Origin of the sequence: Pseudomonas sp. FBF18 (assembly GCF_024261405.1) — a bacterium.
GTDB classification, from domain to species: domain Bacteria; phylum Pseudomonadota; class Gammaproteobacteria; order Pseudomonadales; family Pseudomonadaceae; genus Aquipseudomonas; species Aquipseudomonas palmensis.
Window position 1 is genome coordinate 207,322 of sequence record NZ_QKRS01000002.1, and the last position, 15,917, is coordinate 223,238.

11 protein-coding genes are annotated in these 15,917 nt (G+C 63.8%); 6 read left to right on the forward strand and 5 right to left on the reverse strand.

The features are described 5' to 3' along the window. Positions 1-22 precede the first annotated feature (22 nt). The 4 genes from DN387_RS04825 to DN387_RS04840 form a co-directional block, all read right to left on the reverse strand. Positions 23-1,045 (reverse strand): ABC transporter permease, encoded by a 1,023-nt coding sequence (locus tag DN387_RS04825; RefSeq protein ID WP_054914541.1) that lies wholly within the window; start codon positions 1,043-1,045, stop codon positions 23-25. Further along, positions 1,045-2,103 (reverse strand): microcin C ABC transporter permease YejB, encoded by a 1,059-nt coding sequence (yejB, locus tag DN387_RS04830; protein ID WP_054914540.1) that lies wholly within the window; start codon positions 2,101-2,103, stop codon positions 1,045-1,047. Before yejB ends, DN387_RS04825 begins: the two co-directional genes overlap by 1 nt. Then, the gene (locus tag DN387_RS04835; RefSeq protein WP_236171923.1) at positions 2,100-3,941 is read right to left on the reverse strand and encodes an extracellular solute-binding protein; all 1,842 of its coding nucleotides are present in this window, start codon (positions 3,939-3,941) and stop codon (positions 2,100-2,102) included. The genes yejB and DN387_RS04835 overlap by 4 nt, the downstream gene beginning before the upstream one ends. A gap of 69 nt (positions 3,942-4,010) precedes the next feature. After that, positions 4,011-4,292 (reverse strand): peptidylprolyl isomerase, encoded by a 282-nt coding sequence (locus DN387_RS04840; protein ID WP_043860171.1) that lies wholly within the window; start codon positions 4,290-4,292, stop codon positions 4,011-4,013. A gap of 106 nt (positions 4,293-4,398) precedes the next feature. Between DN387_RS04840 and DN387_RS04845 the strand changes: the two genes are divergently transcribed. The 6 genes from DN387_RS04845 (at position 4,399) to DN387_RS04870 (ending at position 14,708) form a co-directional block, all read left to right on the forward strand. After that, a complete protein-coding gene (locus tag DN387_RS04845) occupies positions 4,399-8,508 on the forward strand; it encodes a hypothetical protein (RefSeq protein ID WP_156326192.1) in 4,110 nt (1,369 codons plus the stop codon). A gap of 72 nt (positions 8,509-8,580) precedes the next feature. Further along, on the forward strand, positions 8,581-9,504 hold the full coding sequence (locus DN387_RS04850; protein WP_236171922.1) for a hypothetical protein: 924 nt from the start codon (positions 8,581-8,583) through the stop codon (positions 9,502-9,504). 23 nt (positions 9,505-9,527) lie between these two features. Further along, complete coding sequence (locus tag DN387_RS04855; RefSeq protein ID WP_054914536.1) at positions 9,528-10,538, forward strand: hypothetical protein; 1,011 nt, start codon at positions 9,528-9,530, stop codon at positions 10,536-10,538. 32 nt (positions 10,539-10,570) lie between these two features. Next, positions 10,571-11,887: a hypothetical protein gene (locus DN387_RS04860; protein WP_054914535.1), complete on the forward strand. Its 1,317-nt coding sequence runs from the start codon at positions 10,571-10,573 to the stop codon at positions 11,885-11,887. A gap of 11 nt (positions 11,888-11,898) precedes the next feature. Continuing rightward, on the forward strand, positions 11,899-13,179 hold the full coding sequence (locus DN387_RS04865) for a hypothetical protein (RefSeq protein WP_054914534.1): 1,281 nt from the start codon (positions 11,899-11,901) through the stop codon (positions 13,177-13,179). Between the two features lie 206 nt (positions 13,180-13,385). Then, complete coding sequence (locus DN387_RS04870) at positions 13,386-14,708, forward strand: hypothetical protein (protein WP_043860166.1); 1,323 nt, start codon at positions 13,386-13,388, stop codon at positions 14,706-14,708. A 133-nt stretch (positions 14,709-14,841) separates the two neighbouring features. On the opposite strand, the gene DN387_RS04875 is transcribed toward DN387_RS04870, so the two are convergent. After that, positions 14,842-15,915, reverse strand: a complete 1,074-nt coding sequence (locus DN387_RS04875; RefSeq protein ID WP_054914533.1) for a 3-deoxy-7-phosphoheptulonate synthase — start codon at positions 15,913-15,915, stop codon at positions 14,842-14,844. Between the last annotated feature and the right edge of the window lie 2 nt (positions 15,916-15,917).

Sequence of the window (15,917 nt, forward strand, 5' to 3'; positions counted from 1 at the left end):
CTCCGCCGTAATGAGGCTGCGATTATGCCCGTGGATCGAACGCCTCGCGCAATGCGTCGCCGATGAACACCAGCAGCGAAAGGATCAACGCCAGGGCGAAGAATGCGGTAAACCCCAGCCATGGCGCCTGCAGGTTCTGTTTGCCCTGGTTCACCAGCTCGCCCAGGGAGGCGCTGCCGGCGGGCATGCCGAAACCGAGAAAATCCAGTGCAGTGAGGGTCGAGATGGCCCCGGTGAGAATGAACGGAAGGTAGGTGAGGGTGGCGTTCATCGCATTGGGCAGAATGTGCTGCACGATCACCAGCCGATCGGGCAGGCCCAGCGCCCTGGCGGCCTGCACGTATTCCAGGTTGCGCCCGCGCAGGAACTCCGCGCGCACCACGTCCACCAGCGCCAGCCATGAAAACAGCGCCATGATTCCCAGCAGCCACCAGAAGCCGGGTTCCACAAAACCACTGAGAATGATCAGCAGGTACAGCACCGGCAGCCCCGACCACACCTCCAGCAGGCGCTGGCCGATCAGGTCCACCCAGCCGCCGTGGTAGCCCTGCAGGGCGCCGGCGGCCACGCCGATCACGGTGCTGATGGCGGTCAGCAGCAGGGCGAACAGTATCGACACGCGGGTGCCGTACAGCACCCGCGCCAGCACGTCGCGCGCCTGGTCGTCGGTGCCCAGCCAGTTGGTGGTGGTGGGTGGGCTGGGGGTGGGTACCTGCAGGTCGTAGTTGGGGGTGTCGGCGCTGAAGGGGATCGGGGCAAACAGCATCCAGCCACCCTGGCCCTCGATCAGCTGGCGCACGTACTGGCTGCGGTAGTCGGGCTGGAACGGCAACTGGCCGCCGAACTGCTGTTCGGTGTAGCGCTTGAAGGCGGGGAAGTACAGGCTGCCCTGGTAGCCCAGCAGCAGCGGCTTGTCGTTGGCCACCAGCTCCGCCCCCAGGCTGAGCAGCAACAGCAGCCCGAACGCCCACAGCGAGAACCAGCCGCGGCGATTGCGCCGAAAATTCGCCAGCCGGCGCCTGGACAACGGCGACAGGCGCCGCATCAGTGCTGCCTCGTGGCAAAGTCGATACGCGGGTCGACCAGGGTGTAGCACAGGTCGCCCAGCAGGCGGATCAACAGGCCGAACAGGGTGAAGATGAACAGCGAACCGAACACCACCGGGTAATCCCGCGACACCGCCGCCTCGTAGCTCATGCGGCCCAGGCCGTCGAGCGAGAAGATCACCTCGATCAGCAGCGAGCCTGCGAAGAACACCGTGATCAGCGCCTGGGGAATGCCCGCCACCACCAGCAGCATCGCGTTTCGAAACACATGCCCGTACAGCACCCGACGCTCGCTCAGGCCCTTGGCCCGCGCGGTGACCACGTACTGGCGGGTGATCTCGTTGAGGAAGGCGTTCTTGGTCAGCAGGGTGAGGGTGGCGAAACCGCCGATCACCAGCGAGCCCACCGGCAGCACCAGGTGCCAGAAATAGTCGGCCAGCTTGCCGGCCAGGCTCAGCTCGGCAAAGTTTTCCGACACCAGCCCGCGCACCGGAAACCAGTTGAGCGAGGTCCCACCGGCAAACAGCACGATCAGCAACAGTGCGAACAGAAACGCTGGCAGCGCGTAGCCGATCACGATCAGCGCACTGCTCCAGGCATCGAAAGCGCTGCCGTGGCGTATGGCCTTGCGAATGCCCAGCGGGATCGACACCAGGTAGGTGATCAGGGTGGCCCATAGGCCCAGTGAGAGGGTGACCGGCAACTTGTCCAGGATCAGGTCGGTGACCTTGGCACCGCGAAAGAAGCTGCTGCCCAAATCCAGCTGGGCGTAGCGAGTGAGCATCAGCCACAGCCGCTCGTGGGCCGGTTTGTCGAAGCCGTACTGGCGTCTGATGGTCTCCAGCAGTTTGGGGTCCAGCCCGCGGCTGGCCCGCGAGTCGCTGTGTAGCGTGTCGCTGCCGGCCCCCGGCGCACCGCCGCCGATACCCTGCAGGCGCGCCACGGCCTGTTCTACCGGGCCGCCCGGTGCCGCCTGGATGATCACGAAGTTCACCAGCAGAATGATCAGCAGGGTGGGCAGTATCAGCAGCAGCCGGCGCAGGATGTACGCGGTCATGGCGCAGCCTCCAGCCGCTCGGCCATCTGCGCCGTGGTCAGCGGGGTGGGGCTGACCTCCCACCAGGTGTCCAGCGCCGGGTCATTGTTGGCTTGCACCCTGGGGATGCCGAAGCGGTTCCACCACACCGTGGAGGCGCCGGGCGGGTAGTAATTGGGGATCCAGTAGTAGTTCCATTGCAGCACCCGGTCCAGCGCATGGGCATGGCGCAGCATGTCGGCCGGGCTCGCGGCCTTGACCAGGCCGTCGATCAGGCTGTCCACCGCCGGGTCCTGCAGGGCCATGTAGTTGTTCGAGCCAGGGTCGGTAGCCGCCGCCGAGCCGAAGTAGCTGTAAAGCTCCAGCCCCGGCGAGGGCGACACCGGGTAGCCAGTGACGATCATGTCGTAGTCACGGGCCATCAGCCGGTTGACGTACTGGGCCGCGTCGATGCGGCGTATGTCCAGGGTGATGCCGATCTGCGCCAGGTTGCGTTTCCACGGCAGCAGCAGGCGCTCCAGGCCCGACTGGCCATTGAGGAAGGTAAAGCTCAGCGGCTCGCCCCGGGCATTGACCAGTTGATCGCCCTGTGGGCGCCAGCCGGCCTGCTGCAGCAGAGCGAGGGCTTGCAGCTGCTTGTCTCGGATCAGCCCCGAGCCTTCGGTGCGCGGCGCCTCGAACACCCGGTCGAATACCTCGGGCGGCACCTGTGCACGCAGGGGTTCGAGCAGGGCGAGTTCTGCGCGGTCGGGCAGGGCGCGGGCGGCCAGCGCACTGTTGGCGAAAAAGCTCTGCTGGCGGATGTACAGGTTGCGCATCATCTGCCGGTTGCTCCATTCGAAATCCCACAGCAGGCCCAGCGCCTGGCGCACGCGCCGGTCCTGGAACATCGGGCGCTGCAGGTTGAACACATAGCCCTGGGCGTTCTGCGGCGCCCCTCGGGCCAGGTGCGCACGTTGCAGGCGCCCTTCGTCCAGGGCCGGGCCGTTGTAGCCGATCGAATACCCGGTGGCGGAGAACTCGCGGTTGTAATCGTAACCGCCACCGCGCAGCACCTGGCGTGCCACGTCGGTGTCGCCGAAATACTCGATCTTCAGCTGGTCGAAGTTGTAGCGCCCACGATTGACCGGCAGGTCCCGTGCCCACCAGTCGCGGTTGCGCTCGAAGGTGATGCTGCGCCCGTTGTCGACCCGTGCGATGCGGTACGGGCCGCTACCCACCAGCGCCTGGAAGCCGCCGCCGTTGGTGAATGCATCCTGGTCGAGCGCGTGCTCGGGCAATACCGGCAGCGACGCCAGGTCCAGGGCCAGGGTACGGTTCTGATTGTTCTTGAAGTCGAAGCGTACCTGCAGGGGCGTCTCGACCACCACAGCAGCCACGTCGGCAAACTGCGTGCGGTACTTGAGATTGCCTTCACGCAGCAGCAGTTGGTAGGTGAAGCGCACATCCTCGGCACGCACTGGCCGGCCATCGGCAAAACGCGCACGCGGGTCGATGTAGAAGCGCAGCCACAGCCCATCGGCGCTGCGCTCGAGCTTTTGCGCGATCAGGCCGTACACGGTATAGGGCTCGTCCAGTGACCGAATGGCCAGCGGTGAATAAAGCCAGCCGTCCACCTCGCTGACCCCGGTGCCCTTGTCGATGTAAGGCAGCACATGGTCGAAGCCGCCGATTTCCAGCGCCGAGCGACGCAGGCTTCCACCTTTCGGGGCTTGCGGGTTGACGTAGTCGAAATGGCTGAACGAGGCGCGGTAGCGGGGGGCTTCACCATAGACGGTGAGGGCGTGGCTGGGGGCGGCGATCAGGGTTTGCCAGGGAGGCAGCAGAAACAGCAGCGGGGCAAGGACGAACAGCACAATGCGGGTCAAGCCCGCTCTCACAGGAGCGGGCCGACCCTCGACACGGCCGGCAGATGCGGCCAAGGCCGATCAGTCCTGGCGGCTGGTCACTTCCAGCAGGTGATAGCCGAACTGGGTCTTCACCGGGCCTTGAACAGTGTTCACCGGTGCGCTGAACACCACGGTGTCGAACTCCTTGACCATCTGGCCGGGGCCGAACGAGCCCAGGTCACCGCCCTGGCGGCTGGAGGGGCAGGTGGAGTTGGCCTTGGCGATTTCGGCGAAGTCGGCGCCGGCTTCGATCTGTGCCTTGAGTTCGTTGCACTTGTCTTCGCTGGCGACAAGGATGTGACGGGCGGTGGCTTTTGCCATGGAGAATGCTCCTGGTGAGTAAAGGTGCAGCCTAGCGCAATCGGCGCGCGATTTCCTCCCCCTGTGCGCACATGCGTTGGCCGGGCCCCTGGTATTTGTGTCAGTTGTGCGCCTCGTACATTTTGCCTTTGAATCATTTCCAGCCCATTCCCCCGTTCATACCTTTCGGGCTTCCTGGATTGGAGAAAACTTCATGACGAACAACTTGAGTGCCCCCGGGACCCCATCGGGCTTGCAAACTGACATCGAACTGTTCAATGCCCTAGTGGGAGGGCCGCCGGCATTCGGAGGATTTGCAGCCGGCACCCAGGCCCTGCGACGCATCTACATTCCAGGTTACATCACCCCGGTATACACCGAAGGCGCCCAGGTTGGCGTGAACAAGGGGGTCGTCAATTCGGTGCTCGGAATGCAGGCATACGTGCAGCCGTATCAGAACATGCTGGCGGGGGATCTGATCGAGGTGTTCTATGGCACCAGCAAGATCGCGGCGGTAAGGGTCAATGTCAGCGAGGGGGACGTCGGCAAGAACATCAAAACCACCATCCCGGCCAAAAATGTGCTGGAGGGCGTGCACGACCTCTACTATGTGGTCACGCGTGCAGGCTCCACCAACAAGGAGTCCTCGCTGGTGCTCAAGGTGCTGGTACGCCTCAAGTTCCCCGGCGGAAACGACCCTCAACCCGATTACCCCGGGCACTACAACCTGCTGCCACCGTTTCTGACCAGCCCTCCCATCGGTGGCGTGGTGGGTGAAGAAGACATCAAGGACCTCCTTGATGGCGAGCTGTATGGCGTGGAAGTCACCGTACCGAAGTACACAAACATGCGCCAGTACGACACCATTCGCCTGAGCTGGGGCGGCTCGATCGTCGAGTACATCGTGCAACCTGACGAGGTGGGCAACGACCTCGTCATCGAGGTGGATGCCGAGCTCATCTACGAGGCCGGCGACAGCGAAAAGCTGGTGCTTGTGTACTGGATCTGGGACGAAGTGTTCAATGCCGCAAGCGACTGGTCATTGCGCGGTTACATCGAGGTATCGATCGACCCCAACAAACTGTTGCCGCCCATCATCGTCAACCCAGACCCGCAAGCCGTGGAGGGCGACCCGATCGATGTGGCGCTGGTGGCGCAAGATGGCCTGGAAGTACAAGTGGCGGCGCTGTCGGTGTTCGGCTTCAAGGCAAAGGATGAGATTACCCTGTACTGGGTAGGCACCACGGCGCAAGGCCAGATCATTGCCCTGAATTACCCGCAAAAGTTGATCAGCCCCCGGATATTGGTATTCAAGATTCCTTATGCCCACGTGCAGATGCTGGCGCGGGGTTTTGGCAGGACCTGGTTCACCAGAAAGCCTGATAAAAGCGACGTAGTACAGACCTCCCGGCGGGTGGGCACAAGCTTTATCGGCGCTGCCGTCAAGTTGCCAAGCCCGCAAGTGACCGAAGCGGTCGACGGCGTGCTGGAGGCCACACTGGCAACGGCGACCGTGGTGGTACCGGCAGCGGCCCAGCTGGAGAAGGACGACTTCATCGAGATCACCTGGCGAGGCACCGGTTCCGATGGCAGCATGTTGCTCTACAAGGACACCAAAACGGTCACCAGCGCCAGCGCAGGAAAAGACATCTCGTTTGCCGTGAACGGGCCGCAGAACATTGAGCCGCTCAGCGGCGGTTCGCTCGAAGTCAGCTACACCGTAAGCCGGCAGGGGCTGGGGCGCCCTCTGGAATCACAGGCTCTCACGCTGCAAGTGGGCGTGGCGCAGTTGGAACTGCCGGCACCCAGTTGCCCGCAGGCACAAGACGGTGAACTGGATCCTGATGTCCCCGCCAGCGTCGATGTGATCATCGAGCCGTACACCGGAATGAAACTCAACCAGACCATCAGGGTGGTGTGGTCCGACGCGGGCGGTACCTTCTTCGACGATCTGATGACGGTGACCAAGAACAATCTTGACAAGAAAGTGATGTTCACCTTCGAGCACGCCGAGTGGAGCAACTACCTGACAGTGGCAGCCGATGTGTACTACCAGGTCTACGAAGCCGGCCAGCCGACTCGCGTGTCTGCCATGCTTTCGTTGCGTCGCAAAGAGCGCCAGTTACTGCTGCCCGACCCGGTGGTGGAGGGCGCGGTCAATGGCACGCTGCGCCCTGTGGGCGATGCAGTGGTCACGATCCCAGCCGAGGCCCAGCTCAAACATGGCGATGAAGTGGAACTGCTCTGGGATGGCGATGCCCCCCAAGGCTCGACGAAGGTCACCAAGCAAATCCTGGCAGATCAAAACGATAAACTTCAGATGCCCCCTATCGAAGCAAGGTTCGTGCTGGCCAACATCGATGCCAATGTACGGGTCAAGTACGTGGTGTACCGCTTCGATGGCCGCGAGCAGACGTCCGGCACCGTCACGCTGCGGGTACAGCGTGCGGCGCTGCCGCTGCCGATATTCGTGCAGGCGACCGCCAACAACCAGCTGAACCCGGACGATGTGCGCAATGGTGCAACGTATCGGATCGACACCGTGGCCAGATTGCTGCGCGGTGACAGGGTGACCGTACGGGTGTACAGCGAGCTGCCGGCAGGCAACTTCAACCGTACGATCGTGGTAACGGCGGGCGACGAGGGCAAGGCCCTCGACGTGTCGGTACCCTATGCCACGATCAACGCCAGCAATCGCACCACGATCAAGCTCGAGTACACGCTGCAGCGTAGCAGCGGCGGCCCGGAGGAACGTTCGCCGTCCAACAGCTATTTCGTCAACCGTGTGATAGGCAGCGGCAACCTGCGTATTTTCGGCGCCCGCTACGGCGCGAGCACCTACCGCGCCTCCAGTTCCTCGCGAGTTCTGAGCGCATTCAATGCGCAAAGCCTGCAGCCGATCCTCGCCGAATGGCGTTACCTGGACGAGACCACCTGGACCGCAGGCACTACCTGGATGGACAAGCAGCCCTGGAAGGCGCTGCGCGTACGCACGCAAACCGATGAAGTGCAGCTCAACCCGGCCAACATCATCGGCAACGGAATCGACGCCTCGGTCAATGGCAGTGCAGCGTTTGTCGCCCTGCGCAACGAACGCTCAGGGGGGGATCGCGATATCGTCGGCTGGGGCAGTATTGCCTACGGGGCAGTTATTCCGCAGACATTGGTGGGCCGCGACGACATCGCTGAAGTCAGTTGCACGCGCAGCGCGTATGCCGCACGCACGACCGATGGCACTGTGGTGTGCTGGGGCCAGGCGGGCGAGGGCGGTACCATGCCTAAAGGTGAAACCGGAAACTTCGTCGAAGTGCGCAGCAATGCCAGGGCGTTTGTCGGACGCAAAGCCGACGGTCGCCTCATTGGCTGGGGTGTGGGGCCCGAGGGTGCGACCATTCCGCCGCAGATCCTCATCCAGACGGATTTCACCGCTGTCTACGGTGCCGGCAGCGCTTTTGCAGCGCAGCGTGCCGACGGTTCGCTGGTAGCCTGGGGCAGTGCCGCCAACGGCGGCAACTTGCCCAAGAATATCGCCGACCTCAAGGACATCTACTACGTCAAGGGCAACTTTGCCGCCTTTGCCGCACGGCGCACCAACAATAGTGTCGTTGCCTGGGGCAATGCCGGATATGGCGGCACGTTACCGGCTGCAATCGCCGATCACACCGATATCGTCACCCTGGAGGGGGCCACGGCCCAGGCATTCAGCGCCTTGCGTGCCACCGGCCAGGTGGTGGCCTGGGGGGCTGCCAGCCATGGCGGCTCGGTGCCGCAAGGAATTGCAGGTCTGACTGACATCGTGGAGGTCACCAGCACCTGGCATGCCTTCTGTGCCCGGCGCAGGAACGGTGCGGTGGTGGCCTGGGGCAACGCGAACAACGGCGGCAACATGCCACAGGCTGTGGCCGACCTGCGCAATGTCATTCAGGTCACCGGCAGCGCATGGGCGTTCGCCGCCCTGTGCAGCGACGGCACCGTGGCGGTCTGGGGGCGTCCTGAAGCCGGCGGCGATATCAGCCGGGTGTCCGACCAACTGAAGCATGTGCGTGCGGTGTACGCCAACTCCAACGGCTTCACCGCATTGACGTCAGACGGGCGCGTGGTGACGTGGGGCCAACCGCAGGGCGGTGGCGACAGTTCGGTGGTGCAGGCGGCGCTGCGCAACAAGGTGACCACCGGCCACCGGGTAGATGTCAATGCCGAGGCCGACGGCGAATGGGCTGGCGCGCCACGCGCCTGAGGCTTTTGAGCGATATGACCCTGCAATCGGCGCTACCTGGCGCCGGTTGCCCACCTGCGGGAGTTTGATGACATGACCGACTACACCGTGCCAAAGATGAACGATGTCAGCGAAGGGGCACTCGACCTCGGTACAGTGGGTGAATTCACCCGTGCAGAGGTACAAAGAAGTGCCAGCTGGTACAAGAAAGTGCTGAAGCTGTTTGTGCTTGACGAGCAGAACAAGGTGCTCTACGACGAGGTAAGGCCCACCCCGAACAACGACCGACTGGCGGTGTGGGAAAATATTGCGAAAAGCATATTGCTTGGCCGTGAGGGCCAACAACTGCGCGTGTATTACGAGGTCGACGGGGTGAAGTCGCAGGTACTGACATTCACCATCAAGGCGAACTTCGCTGCGCCTCTGACATTCGACCTCAGCGGCCGCAACTACATCGTGTTCCGCACCGCCGCCGAGGTGCCCAGCCCACCGCCAGAAGTGCCTGACTACGCACAGTTCACCCGCACCAACGCACAGGCCGTCAACTACGAAAGCAGCGACATCAACGTTGCCCGTGTCGACAGCAGCGGCAAGGTCAGCCTACTGGGCAATGCAGAGGATCCGCCGGTCACCATTACCGCACTGGACGCTGCCGGTGCCTCGATCGGCAGCTACACACTGACGGTCCGAGGGGTCAGGGGGTTGTACCTGTTGAGCTACGACCACGAGCTGCAGGCCCCAGGCGCCGCACTAGCCGCCACCAGCTATGGCCTGGACGTGCCGACAGCCGACGACTTCAGTCGCTTCAGCGCTGTGTACGCGGCGGCAAAAGACGACCTCGCGGGCTATCTGAAGGCGCAGAACCTGGGCCTGCCGGACATGACGGAAAAAGGCTTTCTAGGTGTTGTTACTGATACGAGCGGCTCGCCCACCTACCTGGACCTCGCAACGCTGCAGGTGAGCAGTGCCAGCCCAAGCCAGAAAGGCTACGCGGTGGGCATCAGCCAGGCCGACTGACTCCATGGCAGGAGCAACCGTTGATGGACGCAATCAGACGTACCTATGCGGCACTGTTGTTATGCGTTTGCGCGAGCATGTTCAATGCGCATGCAGACACTACCCAACCTTCGGACCCCACCCTTCGCCTGCCCGAAGTGGCAGCCTTGCAAGGCGGCGAGCTGGACCCTGACAAGGTACCGGCCACGGGGCTGAACATCACCGTCCAGGGGGTTGGTAACGATAACGCGGTAGTACTGGCGTTCCAGACCACCTTGACGATCTACCTTGCCGATGCGCAAGGCCAGGCGATCACCACGATCAGTTGGCCGATCTCGGCGCGCAATGCCGGCAAACCTGTCACCTTGCCGATCGAAAAGCGCTATGTCGAGGCCAATGTCGGCAAGACCCTGCAGGTCTACTACACCGCGCAGGCGCCGCGCTCGGCGCCGCGCAGATCGGGTGTGGTCACCCTGCTGATCAAGGAAGGCTTCACTGCTGCACAGGCACTCAACCTGGCCAGCCGACGCTATGTCGTGTTCTTCGACGAGCAAAACCTGGCCAGGACGCCACCGACCATCCCCGACTATGCCCGCTACACCCGTGCACAGCCAGGGGCCACCGCCTATCGCGTGGACAACACGGGCATTGCCAGGGTCGATCCCGATGGACAGGTCTCGGTATGGGGCAATGGCGACATCACCGTCACTGCGCAGAACGCGGCAGGGGCCAGTTCCAGCTACGTGCTCAGTGTGCGCGGCGTGCGTGAGCTGCGCCTGCTCAGCTCGGCGTATCGATCCACCTGGGCACAGGCGCAGGCCAAGGCCCGCGACGAGGGCTACACCCTGCCGAGCGACGAGGATTTCGAGGCGCTGGCACGGCTCTACCCATCGCCGGCCAACAGCCTCGCCGAGGCACTGAACCTGGCTCCGTACCGGGTGTGGGGCAAAGGGTTGGGCGCACAGACGGCCGTGTACCTGGACCTCTACGACAACCTGGTCAGTTCCGAAGTCACGACAGAGTATGAGCTGGGCTACCCGGCCGGCATTCGTTGAACAGTGGCGGCGCGCCATGGGAGGCGACCTGTATGAACGTTGCGAGCAAACTGATTTGTGGCATCGCACTGTGCGTTTTGCTGGGCAGCGCCCATGCCGTCGGGAGCCCGCAGGTAGCGATGCAGTTGAATGCGCGCTACAGCAGCACACCGGCACAGTGCGTAGGACGTGCGCCGGCGTTTGCCTGCAGCGGCGTGTTGCTGCGCGCAGTGCCAGCCAGCGATGTCGAAACGTTCTGGGAGAAAGACGATGCCGCGCAACTGATTTTTCTGCGCAAGGACCGCGCCCTCGACGGGCTGGCAGCACCTTCGGGGTTCGTGCTGTTCGACCGGCTGACAGCCGTGGGCCTGGGCAAGCCGTATCAGGCCGGCAGCAGTGCCGGTGGCGTGGTGGTCAGTACCTGGAATGCCCAGGTGCCCGCGCAATTGCCCATCCAGGCCATCTTCTACGACGTCACCCGGGCCGGGGCCCTGGCGGCAGCCCAACGCAGCCAGCGCGCCTACTTCGACGCCACGGCCCAATGGTTGCCGGTGGTGCGCCTGCACCTGGGCGATGGCGATGGCCTGGTGTTCGGTTTCAGCCAGCAGGATCAGCTGGACAATGGCTACAGGGTCGCCCAGCGCCTCAACCAGCGTTACGCCGACACCCGGCCTGCCTGTATCAGCGGACGCACCGGGTTCGATTGCAATGGGGTGCTGTTGCGCTCGACAGGCACGGGTAACTTCAAGGCCTGGAATCCGGGGCCCCGTGCGCTTAAGAACGGCGGCGTGTCCTTCAGCTACCTGCGCAGTGACATGGCCATCAAGGTGGTGGTGTGGCCGCAAGGCTATCTGATTCGCGAAACCGCCGCCCCTGTAGTACACACCTTGCCTGCCGCATGCCTGTACGTCGCCGACGGCGCCACGCACGATGCGGTGTCAACCAACACCTGCACCTTTCGTGGCTGGTGCGACGAAAAACAACCGCCCGTGAACAGCGTCGCCACCTGGTCCGCCTCCACTGCTGGCAATCGGTACAGAAGCTGTGCGTTCCGCGCCGACGCCACGGCCTTGCAACTGATGGTCGATATTCGCCAGAAAGTCCCGGGGCTAACCGGTTGGAATGAAATCATGGTCCCTACCTGGCCGCAGGACGTTGCAGCGCAATTGCCGATCGAAGCGTTCTTTTTCAGCGCCACTGCGTTTTACTTGGGGCAGGTGGGGGGTACCAACGGCCTGGCCGGGGGGCAGTCGTTCCAGCAGGACTACTTCAAGGAGACCAGCCGCTGGCTACCGCTGGTCAAACTGGACGTGCAGGCCGCCAATCGGCAGCCCTTCACCTATGACCCCGCTGTGCAGCAGCTCAAGTGAGGTGCACACACATGGGCATCTTGAGACTGTGCGGTGTGCTGGCGCTGTGCGCCTGCCTTGCGCCGGTGCACGCGCAGGAAGGCACCCGCACGGCGCAGTGGCTCAATGCACGCTTCACCAACACGCCGGAACAGTGCGTGGGCAGAAGTCCTGCCTTCGCCTGCAGCGGCGTACTGGTGCGCAGCGTACCGCAGAGTGCGAACGCAGATTTCTGGACGCTCAAGGACGTTGCCGGCAGCGACCTGCGCTTTGTCTTCCTGCGCAACGACCGCAGCATGGCGGGCCTGGCGCTCGGGTGCGGCTACCTGCTGTTCGATGGTCTGAGCGCAGCAGCGCTTGGCAAGGCTTTTCAGGCTGTGCAAGACCCGGTATCGCCCGGGGCGGTCCTGGTGTCTGGCTGGCAGGCACAGGCGCCGGCGCAGCTTGCCATCCAGGCACTGTTCCATGACAGCGCGCAGGCCGGGGGCCTGCGCTGCGCTCAGCGCAATCAGTTGGCCTATTACCAGGCCACCGGCCTCTGGCTGCCAATCCTGCGGATTGCGCCTGGCGATCCGCAGGCACAGGTGTTCGGCTTCGCGCAGCAAGAGCAGCTCTACAATGGCAGGCGCGTGGCCGAGCGCCTTGAGCGCCGCTATCGGGATGCATTGGGCGGATGCCGCGATGGGCAGGCAGCCGCCTACTGTCGCGGAGTGCTGATCCGCGCAGTGAATGGCGCCTCCGGTTTTCACTCATGGAACCCCAGCAGCAACTCCGTGACACGCAACGGCGTGTCGTTCTCCTACATACGTGCCGATGTCGGTACGCAGCGCCTGGCCGGTACCGAAGGGCTCATCTACCGCGAGCTTGCAGCACCCGCACGCCAGACACTGGTAATGCGCTGTGCCTACCCGGCCAATGCCAGTAGCAGCGCCATCCCCAACAGCTGCCGGGCCAGCTGCGCCTCGCAGAACATCAACAGTGTCAGCGCCTGGCGCAGCCGCTATGGCGCCAGCCCCGTCAGCAGTTGCGCCTTCGACCCCAGTGCTGCGGCCTTCGAGTTGAACATCGAAGTGCGTGCCCATGGCGGCGCCTGGAACGAAATCATCATCGCGCCCTGGCCGCAGAACATCGGCCCGCAGCTCACACTCGAGGCTGCATTCCTTATCCGTGGCAGTGGCGGGCTGAACGGTGCCCGGTACATCCAGCGCGATTACTACCAACAGGCCGGCAAGGTCATTCCTGTGCTACGGGTCGATCTGACGGCGGCCAACGGCCAGGTGTTCACCTTCGACCCCCTGGACCAGAACCTGTGACAACGCAAGGCATAGGGCATGGAGGTAACCAGGGGGCTTCACTGCGACCGACAAGCGCCGCAGCACGGTGAGCTACGAAGTGAAGGTGAGCAATCGTACCTGAAACCCTCTGCTGGCACCGCCTTCTCGGGGCGGGCGGGCGAGTACGAACCAGGCTATCCAAGCCGGTATCCACTGATCGCAGCCACGCTGCCAAGGAGTCGACGATGAGGAACCTGATGCGTTCACTGTGCCTGGGCTGCACCTTGTGCCTTGTACAGAGTGCAGCGTACGCCCTTGGGGGGGCACAAACCGCCGCGCTGCTGAATGCGCGCTACGCCAGTACCGCGTCCCAGTGCGTGGGGCGCGCACCTGCCTTTGCCTGCAGCGGCATCGTGCTGCGCACGCTGATGCCCAACCAGGCCGAGAAGTTCTGGGTGCCTGACGCCGCCGAAGGCACCGACATGCGCTTCATCTTTGTGCGCAAAGACCATGTGCCGACGACATTGGGCTCGGGCGCGGGGTTCTTGCTGTTTGATCGCTTTACGGCGCTGGCCCACGGCAAGCCGTACCAGGCCACCCAGCCAGTGGCCAACCTGGGCGAGGTGGTGGTGAACGGCTGGAATGCGCAGGCGCCGGGGCAACTCGCGATCCAGGGCGTGTTCTATGACCCCGGGCAAGCCGGCAGTCTGTTGCGCGCCCAGAGCAGCCAACGCGATTACTTCCAGGCCACCGGTACATGGCTGCCGCTACTGCGCTTGCAGCTTGGCGAACCGCAGGGGCAGGTCTTCGGCTTCAGTCAGCAAGACCAACTGGACAATGGCTACCGGGTGGCGGCACGGCTCAACACACGCTACCTCGACACCGGCAATGGCGACGACACCTGCCGGGGCAATCGGGGCGCCTTCTACTGCCGTGGTGTACTGCTGCGCACGACCGATGTCGGCAGCTTCCGTGCGTGGGATCCGAGCCCCGGTTCGGTACGCGGCAATGGCGTGTCCTTCAGTTATTTTCGCGCCGACAGCAAGGTGCTGCGTACCTACAAGCCGCAGGGGCTGGTGATACGCGAAGAAGCGGCGCCAGCGACCATACCCTTGTCTCTACGGTGCGTGTTCCCCTTCGATGGTGGCACTAGCGGGCGGGCCGATATGTGCAACTTCCGGCCTTCCTGCGCCTCAGTGGGGGTCGATTCGGCAGCGGCATGGTTGGCGCGCTACCGTGGCAGCCCGTACACAAGTTGTTGGTTCTCCCCGACGGCGCAAGAATTTCGGGTGGCCAACGAGATCCGCCAACAGCTCACCGAATTTCATGGCTGGAATGAATTGATGGTCGCGGCCTGGCCCGCCGGTGCGCCGCTTGGATTGCCGCTTGAGGCGCTGCTCTACAGCACGGTCTCTTACGTGACGGGCAATGGCCTGGCAGGTGGCAAGCGGTTCCAGACCGACTACTTCGCCGATACGGGCCGTACCTTGCCGTTGCTTCAGTTGCGCCCGATGCCCACAGATGGACGCCTGTTCATCTACGACCCGAACGATCAGGCCCTTCGGTAATCGACGCGACAGCGGCCAACCCACTGCCCCTGGTCAAGCTGGGCCGGCAGGACCAGAACGTCTGACCTGCCTGCCCCTTAACATTCTGCCTATGTGAGGGGGGCCGAAGCGCCCTCGTCGGGGCGGCAGGTGTCTACCCGCGTTGGCTAATGGCCGCTTCGCTCAACAAGGCTTCTGTGGCCCCCCAGCCCAGGCAGCCATCGGTGATCGATACACCGTAGCGCAGGGGGGCCTTGCCCAGTGCCTGGCAACCCTCGAACAAATGGCTTTCGAGCATCATGCCGATGATCGAGCGGTCACCCTGCAAGCGTTGCTGCAGCACCTGATTGAACACTTGAGGTTGGCGCAGTGGGTCCTTGCCGCTGTTGGCATGGCTGCAGTCCACCATCAGACGTGGGCGGATGCCGGCCTTGTACAGGCCCTGGCGTGCCTGCTCCAGGCTGGCGGCATCGTAGTTGGGGCCCTGGTGGCCGCCGCGCAGCACCAGGTGGGTATCAGGATTGCCGAGGGTCTCGACGATCGCTGGATGCCCCTGGGCATCCAGCCCGAAGTGGCGGTGGGCATGCGCGGCACTGCGGATGGCGTCGCAGGCGATACCCACGCCGCCGTCGGTGCCATTCTTGAATCCGACCGGCAGCCCCAGGCCGCTGACCATCTCGCGGTGAATCTGCGATTCGGTGGTGCGTGCACCGATGGCCGCCCAGCTCAGCAGGTCATCGAAGTAGCCTGCTGCCATCGGCTGCAGCAGTTCGGTGGCCACCGGCAGGCCCCGTTCGAGCATGCCCAGCATCAGCTGGCGAGACAGCGCAAGGCCACCCTGCATGTCATCGCTGCCATCCAGGTGCGGGTCGTATGCCAGGCCTTTCCAGCCCACCGTGGTGCGAGGCTTTTCGACATAGGCACGCATCACCAGCAACAACTGGTCATCAACCTGGCGGGAGAGGGCAGCCAGGCGTTCGGCGTATTCGAGGGCAGCGTGGGGGTCGTGTAGCGAGCAGGGGCCGACAATCACCAGCAGGCGATCATCCTCGCCGTCGAGAATCGCCTTCACCGCCTGGCGGTGGCGCTCGACCTGGCCGCCAAGGGCGCTGGACAAGGGCAGTTGCTGCTTGAGCTGAAACGGGCTGGGCAGGCGCAGGTTGAGGCTACTGTTGGCTGCGACAGCCTGGGGTTGGGACAGGTTCAGGGCTTGGGTGGACGCTTGCATGG

Coding starts and splice junctions, on each gene's coding strand:
- DN387_RS04865 (WP_054914534.1), top strand. CDS start 11,899: ATGGGCATCTTGAGACTGTGCGGTGTGCTGGCGCTGTGCGCCTGCCTT.
- DN387_RS04860 (WP_054914535.1), top strand. CDS start 10,571: ATGAACGTTGCGAGCAAACTGATTTGTGGCATCGCACTGTGCGTTTTG.
- DN387_RS04870 (WP_043860166.1), top strand. CDS start 13,386: ATGAGGAACCTGATGCGTTCACTGTGCCTGGGCTGCACCTTGTGCCTT.
- yejB (WP_054914540.1), bottom strand. CDS start 2,103: ATGACCGCGTACATCCTGCGCCGGCTGCTGCTGATACTGCCCACCCTG.
- DN387_RS04855 (WP_054914536.1), top strand. CDS start 9,528: ATGGACGCAATCAGACGTACCTATGCGGCACTGTTGTTATGCGTTTGC.
- DN387_RS04825 (WP_054914541.1), bottom strand. CDS start 1,045: ATGCGGCGCCTGTCGCCGTTGTCCAGGCGCCGGCTGGCGAATTTTCGG.
- DN387_RS04875 (WP_054914533.1), bottom strand. CDS start 15,915: ATGCAAGCGTCCACCCAAGCCCTGAACCTGTCCCAACCCCAGGCTGTC.
- DN387_RS04840 (WP_043860171.1), bottom strand. CDS start 4,292: ATGGCAAAAGCCACCGCCCGTCACATCCTTGTCGCCAGCGAAGACAAG.
- DN387_RS04850 (WP_236171922.1), top strand. CDS start 8,581: ATGACCGACTACACCGTGCCAAAGATGAACGATGTCAGCGAAGGGGCA.